8 protein-coding genes are annotated in these 10,975 nt (G+C 69.9%); 5 read left to right on the top strand and 3 right to left on the bottom strand.

Annotation, left to right across the window (positions count from 1 at the left end; all coding sequences use genetic code 11):
• Positions 1 to 85 precede the first annotated feature (85 nt).
• Complete coding sequence (locus G4Z16_RS04895) at positions 86 to 649, top strand: dihydrofolate reductase family protein (protein WP_197349365.1); 564 nt, start codon at positions 86 to 88, stop codon at positions 647 to 649.
• 10 nt (positions 650 to 659) lie between these two features.
• Here the strand turns inward: G4Z16_RS04895 and G4Z16_RS04890 are convergent, their stop codons facing one another.
• Both G4Z16_RS04890 and G4Z16_RS04885 read right to left on the bottom strand, forming a co-directional pair.
• Entirely contained in the window at positions 660 to 1,454 is a 795-nt protein-coding gene (locus tag G4Z16_RS04890; protein ID WP_197349364.1) for an SDR family NAD(P)-dependent oxidoreductase, read from the bottom strand.
• 126 nt (positions 1,455 to 1,580) lie between these two features.
• A complete protein-coding gene (locus G4Z16_RS04885) occupies positions 1,581 to 2,369 on the bottom strand; it encodes an SIR2 family NAD-dependent protein deacylase (protein ID WP_197349363.1) in 789 nt (262 codons plus the stop codon).
• A 197-nt stretch (positions 2,370 to 2,566) separates the two neighbouring features.
• Between G4Z16_RS04885 and oxc the strand changes: the two genes are divergently transcribed.
• The 4 genes from oxc (at position 2,567) to G4Z16_RS04865 (ending at position 7,926) form a co-directional block, all read left to right on the top strand.
• Complete coding sequence (gene oxc / locus G4Z16_RS04880; protein WP_197349362.1) at positions 2,567 to 4,297, top strand: oxalyl-CoA decarboxylase; 1,731 nt, start codon at positions 2,567 to 2,569, stop codon at positions 4,295 to 4,297.
• Positions 4,298 to 5,128: 831 nt separating this feature from the next.
• A complete protein-coding gene (locus G4Z16_RS04875) occupies positions 5,129 to 6,118 on the top strand; it encodes a TauD/TfdA family dioxygenase (RefSeq protein ID WP_197349361.1) in 990 nt (329 codons plus the stop codon).
• A 48-nt stretch (positions 6,119 to 6,166) separates the two neighbouring features.
• On the top strand, positions 6,167 to 6,934 hold the full coding sequence (locus G4Z16_RS04870) for a TSUP family transporter (RefSeq protein WP_197349360.1): 768 nt from the start codon (positions 6,167 to 6,169) through the stop codon (positions 6,932 to 6,934).
• 5 nt (positions 6,935 to 6,939) lie between these two features.
• Positions 6,940 to 7,926 (top strand): aspartyl/asparaginyl beta-hydroxylase domain-containing protein, encoded by a 987-nt coding sequence (locus G4Z16_RS04865; RefSeq protein ID WP_197349359.1) that lies wholly within the window; start codon positions 6,940 to 6,942, stop codon positions 7,924 to 7,926.
• 35 nt (positions 7,927 to 7,961) lie between these two features.
• On the opposite strand, the gene G4Z16_RS04860 is transcribed toward G4Z16_RS04865, so the two are convergent.
• Entirely contained in the window at positions 7,962 to 10,970 is a 3,009-nt protein-coding gene (locus G4Z16_RS04860) for an AfsR/SARP family transcriptional regulator (protein WP_197349358.1), read from the bottom strand.
• Positions 10,971 to 10,975 lie beyond the last annotated feature (5 nt).

Raw genomic sequence — 10,975 nt, 5'->3', positions numbered from 1 at the left:
CGACCGGCCGCCATGCGATGAATCCGGGCGTGCGCTCCGGTCCATCGCCGTGAGGAGTTCTCACGGCGACGGAAGGAACACAGTGATGCAGGAGTTGAACGCGGACGTCTTCATCTCGGTCGACGGCTGGGCCGGCTCGGCGACGTCCCCGGGCTACTTCGGGTACGGGGGCCCCGAACTCGAGGAGTGGATCGGCACCGAAATGGCCGCGCCCCAGCTGGTGATCCTCGGCCGGCGAACGTACGAGATCCTCTCGGGACTGCCCGAGGAGGCCCGCGACGAGTCCTCGCAGCGGATGGCCGAACTCGAGACGGTCGTCTTCTCCCGCACGCTCGAGAGTGCGGAGTGGCCCAACACCCGTGTGTGCAGCGGCGATCTCGTCGCCGAGGTGGAACGCCTCAAGCGCGAGGCAGACGTCCCCCTGCGCACGATGGGAAGCCTGTCGGTGGTGCGGCAGCTCATCGCGGCGGGTCTCGTCGACCGGCTGCGGCTGATGACCTTCCCCTTGCTGGTCGGCGAGTCGGGCCGCGAGCGGTTCTTCGAGCAGACGGCGTCCGCGGACCTGGAGCTGGCCGCCCACCGCGTGCTCGACGGCCGGCTGATGCTGCTCGAATACCACCCGACAGGCAAGGACATCCCGCGGGCGTGACGCGGTGGCGTCAGGCGTTGAACCCGCCGTCCACCGCTATCGACGCACCGGTGATGTTGCGTCCGCCATCACCCACGAGATGGGCGACCGTCGCGGCGACGTCGTCGGCCTCTCCGTACCTCCCGCGGGCGGTGAAGGCCGCCTGGGCGTCGGCTCCTTGTCCGTCCGCGGGGTTCATGTCCGTGTCGACGGGCCCCGGCGCCACGAGATTCACCGTGACGCCGCGTGGCCCCAGTTCGCGGGCGAGCGCCCTGGTGAGCCCGTTCAGGGCCGCCTTGCTCGTGGCGTACAGCGACATGCCGGGGAAGACGACGCGCTCGCCGACGCAGCTCCCGATGTTCACGATGCGCCCGCCGTCGGCGAGGTGCGGTTCCGCGGCCTGGGACGCCAGATAGGGACCACGGACGTTCACCGCCAACACCTGGTCGATGTCGGCGAGTTGCATCGTGCCGACGGGCCCGGTGGCCCCCACGCCCGCGTTGTTGACCAGGATGTCCAGACGTCCGAACTCCGTCACGCACGCTTCGACCGAGTGACGGATCGCCGCCGGGTCGGCGCAGTCCGCACGTACGGCGAGGACGCGACCGCCCGACTTCTCGATGAGGGCGGCGACCTCCTCCGCCGCGGCCACGCTCCGGTCGTAGGTCAGGGTGACGTCGGCGCCGTCGGCCGCCAGCCGCAGCGCGATCGCGGCACCGATGCCGCGGCTGCCGCCCGTCACGAGGGCCGCCTTGCCGTACAGGGGAAGCGACTGCCGGGCTGCGAGGCCGGTCGCTGCAGTATCTGTGCTCTGGATCGAAGACATACCGGGAGTCTCGTGCCGGTCCCGGAAGATCTCCGGCGGGTATCGGACGGCGCGCTGCGGGCCGCGTCGCCCTGCCGTCGCTCCGGTGTCGCAGATGCGGGCCGGCCCAGCGGGCGGCCGTCACGGTCACGCGTCGTGCAGCCGCTCCAGCAGCGCCGGCAGCGCCTCGCCGATCGGCTCGCGTACGAGCTCGTCCGCCAGCCCGTCGTACGGCGTGGGCTCGGCGTTGACGATGATCAGTCGGGCGCCGTGGTCGACGGCGATCTCCGCGAGCGACGCCGCGGGCTGCACCTGGAGCGACGTGCCGACCGCCACGAAGACGTCGCACGCCTTGGCGACGCCCACCGCCTGCCCGAGCACCTCCGGGTCGAGTGCCTGCCCGAACATGATCGTGCCGGACTTCAGGATGCCGCCGCACTCCAGACAGTCCGGGTCGTCCTCGCCCGCCTCGACGCGCTCCAGGGCCTGAGCCATCGTGCTGCCGGCCTCGCACCGCGTGCACATCACGGTGCGTGAACTGCCGTGCAGCTCCAGCACCTTGCGGTCCGGCATCCCGGCGAGCTGGTGCAACCCGTCCACGTTCTGCGTGATGACGCGCACGGGCTTGCCGGACTTCTCAAGCTGCGCCACCGCCTCGTGCGCCGCGTTGGGACGGGCGTCCCAGGTGGGACTGGTGCGGCGCATCTGCCACGACTTGCGACGGATGTCCGGATCGTTCATGTAGTAGTCGTAGGTGACGAGCTTCTCCGCCTCGGGATCCTGGCGCCAAAGCCCCTGCGGGCCGCGGTAGTCGGGGATGCCGGAGTCCGTGGAGATCCCCGCGCCACTGAGGATCGCGACGAGGGGGCCGCGCAAGGAGCCGGCGGCGTGCGGGCCGTCCGGTGCGGGTCCGGGGGAGTCAGGGGAAGCAGCCATGCGGGCCAAGGGTAGTCACGCTTGCCGCGAATCGGCCTCCGCCTTCGACCCGTCGTTGACGAGGGTGCCGGCGTCGCGCGGCGGGGCAGAACCGCATCTCGAGCGCTCAGCACAATCCTTGCCAGCCCACTTCGGGCGAGGATACTGTATGCAGTATTCCGAGATTCGATCGCACCATCCAGGGGAGGGTCCTCACCATGACCGCCGCTTCCGTACCGGGCACAGAGGCAGGGGGAGCCGATCACCCCGATGTCACCGACGGGATTCATCTGGTCGTCGATGCGCTCAAACTCAACGGCGTGGAGACCATCTACGGTGTCGTCGGCATCCCGATCACCGACCTGGCGCGTGTCGCGCAGGGAGCGGGCATCCGCTACATAGGTTTCCGCCACGAGAGCAACGCCGGACACGCCGCGGCAGCAGCCGGATTCCTGACGAAGAAGCCGGGCATCTGCCTGACCGTGTCCGCACCGGGCTTCCTCAACGGGCTGGTGGGGCTGGCCAACGCCACCACGAACTGCTTCCCGATGGTCCAGATCTCCGGATCCAGCGAACGGCACCTCGTCGACCTGCAGCGCGGCGACTACGAGGAAATGGACCAGCTGGCCGCGGCCAAGCACTTCGCCAAGGCGGCCTACCGGGTTCATCGCGCGGAGGACATCGGCCGCGGTCTGGCCCGCGCCATCCGCACCGCCGTTTCCGGGCGCCCGGGTGGGGTCTACCTCGACATCCCGGCCGCCGTGCTGGGCGAAGTCATGGACGCGGAGAAGGGCGCCGCATCACTGTGGCCGGTCGTCGACCCGGCGCCGAGCCAGCTGCCCGACCGGGAGGCCGTCGACCGTGCGATAGGCCTCCTCGCCAACGCCAAGCGGCCACTGGTCGTGCTCGGCAAGGGTGCGGCGTACGCACAGGCGGACGAGCAGATCCGGGAATTCATCGAAACCACGGGAATCCCCTACCTCCCCATGTCGATGGCGAAGGGCCTCCTGCCCGACGACCACGCGGCGTCGGCGGCCACCGCCCGCTCGCTGGCGCTCCGCAAGGCCGACGTCGTGATGCTCGTCGGCGCGCGGCTCAACTGGCTCCTGGGGCATGGCGAAGCGCCGCAGTGGAATCCGGAGGCCAAGTTCATCCAGGTCGACATCGCAGCTTCCGAGATGGACAGCAACCAGCCCATCGCGGCTCCGCTGGTGGGTGACGTCGGATCCGTGATGGAGGCCCTGACCGAGCGGAACAAGGCGGGCGCGATCACAGTGCCGGCGGAATGGCGTGAGGAACTCGACGCCCGCGCCAAGCAGAACGTCGAGAAGATGGCCGGACGCCTCGAGGCCGCCGCGAGCGCACACCCGATGAAGTTCCTGGGTGCGCTGCAGGCGGTCCGTGACGTCCTGCAGGAGCACCCCCAGGCCTACGTCGTCAACGAGGGTGCCAACGCACTCGACCTCGCCCGCAACACGATCGGCATGCAGGCCCCGCGGCGCCGGCTGGACAGCGGCACCTGGGGTGTCATGGGCATCGGCATGGGTTACGCCATCGCCGCCGCCGTCGAGACCGGCGCCCCGATCGTGGCCATCGAGGGCGACAGCGCCTTCGGATTCAGCGGCATGGAAGTGGAGACCATCTGCCGCTACAAGCTCCCCATCGTCACCGTCGTGCTCAACAACAGCGGCGTCTACCGCGGCAACGAGGCCTCCCCTTCGTCCGACCCGGCACCGACCGCTCTCACGGCCAACCACGACGTCATGATCAAGGCGTTCGGTGGCAAGGGCTACCAGGCGACGACACCGGATGAGGTGGCCACGCACCTGCGCGAGGCGCTGGCGTCGGGCACCTCGGCGCTCATCGACTGCGTGATCGACCCGTCTGACGGGACCGAGAGCGGCAACATCTCCCACCTCAATCCCAAGGGCATCACCATCAAGCAGTGACAAGAACTGCCGGCCCGCCCCGCCCGGCCCGATCAACGCCACAACTTCTGGGCCGAACGGCGAGGGCGGGCACGGCAATTGCGCGATCAGCAAGGCTCTCCTTCGTGCACATACCCCGCCGAGAGGGCGATTCCGGTTGCGGCCGGGCGGCCGTGGGCATCGCAGGGCCCGGCTTCGTGTGCGCGCGGCGCACAGCCGGATCAGACATGTCCGGCAGCGAGATGAGCTTCTCTTCCTTGTCGGCCCTCGCAGACATGTTCTCCGGGCCGCATTTCACGCGCACCGCGCATGTTTCGCATCTGCCCGGGAAGCGCCCGGCCGTCATGTAGTCGGTCAGGCCCTTCAGTTCGACGTGACCCCGTCGAATTTCCCTCGGCTCTTCTCTGTTGAGGAACCTGAGAATTGGCCCCGGCCACCTCAGCGTTGCCCCCAGCGCCGTCGAACTCCGCACGACGGGCGCGGGAAACGTCTCGCCGAGGGCCGGCCCGGCCCGGGAACCCCAACTGCGCCACCCATACCTGTCATGACGTCGGATTCACCGACGGCTCTGCCTCCACGGTGAAAGGCATCCGACTGCCCGGCGAAGCCCGTGAAGTCCGGGTGTCACATCGATGTCGAACGGCTGCCCGCAGCGTGTTCCGCAAACATGCCGTGGACGGGTGCGCGGCCGAACCCGACGGAAGGCAACGGGAATTCGGCGACGGCCGGCGCGGAACGCCGGCAGGACGCACATGGCGGCGACAGGCGACGGACACCGGATTGGAATGAGGCGTTTCTAGCGTCTCCTCGTCGAGTCGGGGACGTCGCCCCCGCCGCGTTGAGGAGATATCGATGAATCTGATGACACAGGACCCCACGGGACTTGTGCTGCCGGAACCCGACGGCCGCAGAATGAGGGAACTGGCGTCGCGTGCGGCCGTGCTCTCGGGTGCCTCCACGGCCGAACTCGCCGATCTGCTGCTGGACATGCCGGGCGGGTTGCGCCAGGGACTGCTCGACTTCGCAGCCGGGACCAGCGGCCAGGGGTGCTTCGTCATTCGAGGGCTTCCCGTCGGGGATCTTCCCGGCACGCCTCAGTGGCACGGTTCCCGGGTGCTGGAGCAGCACCTCACCACGGGGGTGCTGACGCTCGTCGCTGACCTGCTCGGGAGCCTCATCGGCTACCAGGACGAGAAGGACGGGGCCCTCATACACGAGGTGCACCCCGTGGCCGGCGAGGAACAGCGCATCGAGAACAGCGGTTCCGTGGCCTTCGACTTCCACACCGAGAACGTCCACCACCCGTTGCGGCCGGATTTTCTGGGGCTGCTGTGCCTGCGGCAGGACCACGAGGGCGTCGCGGCCACCCGGGTCGCCTCCGTACGTGACGCGGCGGCTCTCCTCACCGGCGCTCAACGGGAGATTCTCAGCGAGCCCCGATTCCGCAGCGCCTATCCGACGTCCTTCGCCCGGAACATCGCCGCGCGCCGCCCGGAGTCCGGGCCGCATCCGGTGCTCTTCGGCGCGGAGCCGAACCTCTTCATGCGCTTCAACTCCCACACCACCAGCGGCCCCGACCGCGAATCCGACGAGGCGCTGCGGGCTCTGGCGGCGGCGCTCGAGGAGACCTGCCGGGAGATCGTTCTGCGGCCCGGCGAGATGGTCGTGGTGGACAACCACGTGGCCGCGCACGGTCGTTCCGCGTTCACGCCCCGCTACGACGGCATGGACAGGTGGCTGCGCCGCTGCTACTCGCTGCGGGCCGTGCCGCGCTGGGCGGAGCAGATGATGCCGCAGCGCCGGGTGCTGCCCGAACTGAAGCAGATCTCGGGCGTGCTCTGAAACGTCCGCGCGAATTCACCGGCGGTCGACGAGAGGGTTGGAGTCACATTGGACGTCCTTGGAACAGCGGGGCTGCTGTCCGCCGCGCTGGCAGCGGGCTGGGTGGATGCCGTGGTGGGCGGCGGCGGGCTGCTCCTGATTCCTGCGCTGCTGCTGTCCTTTCCGCAGCTGCCCCCGTCCGCCGCGCTGGGGACCAACAAGCTCGCCGCCATCACGGGAACCACGGTGGCGGCCGTGACCTTCGCCCGGCGAACCAAGCTGGACCGGTCCGTCGCGCTGCCCGCGGCCGCGCTCGCCGTCCCGGCGGCGGGGTTCGGTGCCGTTTCCGCGTCCAGCGTGCCCGCGGACTGGTTCCGGCCGGTCGTGATGGCGCTCCTGGTCTCCGTCGCCGTCTTCGTGGCGCTGCGGCCCCGCTTCGGAGCGGCCGAGGGCCGCGACGCCGTCAGCCGTCGCCGCCGCATGGCCGTCATCGCGCTCGCGGGATGCGGCATCGGCTTCTACGACGGCCTGTTCGGACCCGGCACCGGAACCTTTCTGATCATGGCGTTCACCAGTGTGCTGTCGCTGGAGTTCCTCCAGAGTTCCGCGCTGGCGAAGGTGGTGAACGTCGGCACCAACCTCGGGGCGCTCACGGTCTTCGCCGTCCAGGGGGACGTGCTGTGGCTCCTGGGCGCCGGAATGGCCGTCTGCAACATCGCGGGTGCTTCGCTGGGAGCCAGAACCGCTCTGCGGCGCGGCTCCGGCTTCGTTCGCACGGTGCTGCTGGTGACGGTGACGGGCATGGTCGTGAAGCTCTGTTTCGACCAGTTCGGGTGAGCTGCATGACCGAAGTGATCCCGATGCGGGACCCGTTGGGGAAGGCTTTCCCCAACTCCGTCGCGCTGGAGGGCGTCTACGACGCCGAACGGCTCAGCCGCGAACTCAAAGCGTTCGACCGACACTTCGGCTCCCCCCTCTCGGCGGCCAGCGGCCGGCGCGTGCTTCCGCTGCGCAGCGTCGGCGGCGACCCGCACCGCACGGACAGCGGCGGGCCGAGCCTGAGTGGCTTCGGGGAGACGCCGTGGCTTGCCCGCCTGCCCTATCTGCGGAAGCTGCTGGAGGACCTGCCCGCACCGCTTCTGGGAGTGCGTCTGATGGCGCTGGCTCCCGGCGCACGGCTCAGCAATCTCCAGTCCGTCAAGTGCGGTCCTCCCTGGGGGCTTTGCCGCCTGCACCTGCCGATCGTCAGCGGGCCCCGCGCGCGGACCGTCTTCGCCGGGGAGAACCGGTGCTGGGACCCGGGAACGCTCTGGTTCGTCGCCTCCTGGCGTGTGCACGCAATGGTGAACCGGGAACCCTTCGAACTCGTCCATCTGGTGGTCGACACCTGCCACACCGACGGGCTCAGCCGGATGTTCCCGCAACAGCTGCGGCAACGGCTCGACGGGGTTCCGAGCCTGTCATTGCGTCCGCAGGTGCCACTGCGTCCGGCGGACGCACAGGGCTACCGGTGCCGCTTCCGGATGCCGGAGACGTTCGCCAACTGGGAACAGCCGGGCCATCACCTTCCCCGTGATTCCGGGAAGGGGCTCGTCACGGCAGAGGTGGACGTCCACGAAGGCGTTCCGCGGCTGCTGCTGGACAGCCGCCCGTTCTGCTCCTTGGAGCACATCGGCGAAGGCGAATTCCGCCTCTGTGGGTGGAGCGACGAACGCACGCTCCAGGTCGTCGGCACGAACGAGAGCCGGGTGGTCCTGCTCCGGACGCGCGAGGGCAGCAGCACCTACCGCGTCCGGCTTCCCGCCCTGCCTCCCACGTCCGAGGAGTGAACAGCAGGACGGGAAACGCCGGTTGCCCGCGGGAATCAGGTCACGGCCTGCGGAAGCTCCGCCATCGCGCGACGGATCTGTTCGAGCCTGGCCGGGGCGCCCATTCTGCGGCACAACTCCGCGCCCTCCCGGAAGAGCGAGGCGGCACCGGACAGGTCGTGCGCGGCCCGACGCGATCGTCCCAGTCCGAGCAGGACCTGGGCCTCCATCAGCGGGTCCTGGATGGCGCGAGCGATCTCGAGCGCTTGACGGAGCCGCTCGTCCGCCTCGTGGAGCCGGCCGCGCCGGACGTCGACGGTGGCGAGCCCCGCGAGCGCGTAGGCGCGTCCGCTGGGGTCGCCGATGGGTGTGCTGGCCTCCAGGCTCAACTCGTATGCTTCCGCGGCCCGTTCGAGGTCGCCGCGGGCCAGATGGAGATCAGCGAGGCTGAAGCGGACCTGCGCCGCGCTGCGGCCGCGGAATCCCTGTACGACCTTCTCCGCGTCCCGCAGGAAGACCTCGGCCTCCTCGTAGCGCTCCATTTCGATCAGGGTCTGGCCGCTCCAGCGCAGCACCTGTGCCTGCGCCTCGAGATCCTCCACCGACCGCAGCACCGGCAGCGACTCCCGCCAGCGGGCGAGTGCCCGGTCGAAACGGCCCGTGATGCGGTCCGCGCAGGCCGCCTTGCGCAGCGCCAGCGCATGCCCGTAGCGGTCGTCCACCTCGCGGAAGAGCCGCCGCGACTCCTCGAGGAGCGGAACTGCCCGTTCGTAGTGGCGCCGGGTGAGATACAGATCGCCCAGCCCCAAGAGCATGGCCGCGGCACCCCTGTTGTTCCCCTGGCGGCGTACGGCGCTCAGCGCGCTCTCATGAGTGACCTGCCAGTCGTCGAAGTGGAAGCGGACGCTGAAGAGACAGCGGGAGGTGGCGGCCAGATCCCAGGCGATCTCGTCCTGCCCCTCCGCTGCCGCCTGCTGGCACAGCGCGGTGATGGTCGCGCGGTCCGACTCGTACCAACGCAGCGGGTCCGAGGCCATCCTCTCCAGCACGTCGGCCGGTGCGGGCGGTTGCCGCGCGAGGCTGTGCAGGACGGTGAAGTCCCCTCCGCACACGGTGCGGTGGGCCAGGTCCGCCAGGGCGAGGGCCGTCGCCGCGGCCCGGGTGAGCACGGCAGTACGCTCCGCCTTCGGCTCCGTCTCGTGCACCCGCTCCAGGGCGTACAGCCGCACCAGGTCGTGCATGCGGTACCGGGGCTGACCGGCACCGGCAGGGCTGGTCACATCGACCAGCCGGGCGTCGAGCAACTCCTCCAGGAGGTCCTCGCCTTCGGCGAGCGGCATGTCCAGCAGCGGAGCGCAGATCCACTCGGAGAAGTCCGGCGTGGTCAGCAGGGCGAGCCGCCGGAAGAGTTTGCGCGCCGCGGAGCTGAGCCCTTGGTGCGACAACTCGAGGCTGGTCCTCATCTCCAGGCTCTCGTGGGCCAGTTCGTCGAGTCTGCGGCGTTCGTTGGCCAGCCGGGACGCGGCCTTCTCCAGGGTCCAGTGCGGCTTGGACGCCAGCTTCGTCCCCACGATGCGCACGGCGAGCGGCAGCCGGCCGCAGTACTCCGTGAGTTCCGCGGCGACGTGCGGCTCGGCCGAGAGCCGCTTGCGGCCCACGAGACGATCGAGCAGGGCGAGCGCCTGGTGCTGCTCGAAGACCTCCAGCTCCAGCACGCACGTGGTGGGCGCCGTGGTGATCCTGGCGCGGCTGGTGAGGAGCACACCACAGCTGCCCGTACCGGGAAGCAGCGGCCGCACCTGCCGCACGTCACGGGCGTTGTCCAGCACGATCAGCATGCGCCGGTCCGCGAGCAGGCTCCGCAGCTGCTCCGACCGTTCGTCGAGCGTCTGCGGTATGGCGGAGCCAGGGAGCCCGAGCTCACGCAGGAAGCGGGCCAGGGCTTCCTCGGGTGTCACCGGGTGCTCGTCCATGCCGCGCAGGTTGACGTAGAGCTGTCCGTCGCTGAAGACGGGCCGCAGCTGATGAGCCGCGTGCACGGCGAGAGCCGTCTTTCCCGTACCTCCCGGCCCCACGATCGCCGCGACCGGGACCGATCCGGTTCCCGGGACGAGGCTCTTCCGCAGGGCGGCGAGCTCCTCCTCGCGGCCGACGAACTCCGCGAGGTCGCCCGGGAGTTGACAGGGACCGTTCTGCTGCGGCCCTGGCGCCACGACGGACGCCAGGAGCGGCACCGCGGGCGCGGGCTCCGCCACGGCGGACTCCGGGTCAGCTTCCGGCTGAGGCACGGGTGCCGTCCCCCGCAGGATCTGTTCGTGCAGCCGCCGAAGTTCCTCCCCGGGCGTCACGGCGAGTTCCTCGCGCAGCAGGCTCGATGTGTCGCGGTAGAGCTGGAGTGCGTCGGCCTGACGCCCGGAGCGGGCCAGCGCCAGCATCAGCTGGCCCCGAGGACGCTCCAGCAGGGGCTGCTGCTGGACGAACACCGAGAGTTCCGCGATCAGTTCCTCGTGCAGCCCCAGCTCGAGCTGGAGATCGGACACGCTCTCCCTGACGGCTACCTGCTCCTCCTCCCAGCGCCGCACCTCGGGCTGCCAGGCCCTGCGGGTGACACCGGACAGGACGGGGCCGCGCCACAGGGACAGCGCCGACTTGAGACGCGAGAGCGCAGCCTCCGAGTCGCCCGCCGCGAGGTGTTCGCGGGCCTCGTCGCGCAGTTGACGGACGGTGAAGGTGTCGAGACGTACTCCGTCCGCGACGAACCTGTAACCGGGTGGATGGGTGAGCAGCAGGTCCCGTCCCGCGCCTGCCCGTTCGAGCTTGCGGCGGAGCATCGAGACACAGACGGCGATCTGATTGGCAGGGTCGGCAGGGAGGTTGTCCTCCCACACGCTGTCCATGAGGTGCTGTGCGGGGACGACTTCGTCTGCCCGCAGCAGAAGGGCGCCCAGTACGGCCTGCAGCCGGGGCGCCGTTATCTGCAACTGGCGTCCGCGGGCACGTATGTCCAGCGGACCGAGTACCCGGAATTCCGGTAAATCCCCCGATATCGGCAGTGCGGTAGGCACGCCTG

Source organism: Streptomyces bathyalis, from assembly GCF_015910445.1.
Lineage (GTDB): Bacteria > Actinomycetota > Actinomycetes > Streptomycetales > Streptomycetaceae > Streptomyces > Streptomyces bathyalis.
The sequence above is the reverse complement of the archived record's forward strand: the minus strand, read 5'-3'. Positions and strand labels throughout refer to the sequence as shown.

What these genes read in the sequence shown, in the direction of transcription:
- G4Z16_RS04895 (WP_197349365.1), top strand. Translation starts at nt 86, where the DNA reads ATGCAGGAGTTGAACGCGGACGTCTTCATCTCGGTCGACGGCTGGGCC.
- G4Z16_RS04890 (WP_197349364.1), bottom strand. Translation starts at nt 1,454, where the DNA reads ATGTCTTCGATCCAGAGCACAGATACTGCAGCGACCGGCCTCGCAGCC.
- G4Z16_RS04885 (WP_197349363.1), bottom strand. Translation starts at nt 2,369, where the DNA reads ATGGCTGCTTCCCCTGACTCCCCCGGACCCGCACCGGACGGCCCGCAC.
- oxc (WP_197349362.1), top strand. Translation starts at nt 2,567, where the DNA reads ATGACCGCCGCTTCCGTACCGGGCACAGAGGCAGGGGGAGCCGATCAC.
- G4Z16_RS04875 (WP_197349361.1), top strand. Translation starts at nt 5,129, where the DNA reads ATGAATCTGATGACACAGGACCCCACGGGACTTGTGCTGCCGGAACCC.
- G4Z16_RS04865 (WP_197349359.1), top strand. Translation starts at nt 6,940, where the DNA reads ATGACCGAAGTGATCCCGATGCGGGACCCGTTGGGGAAGGCTTTCCCC.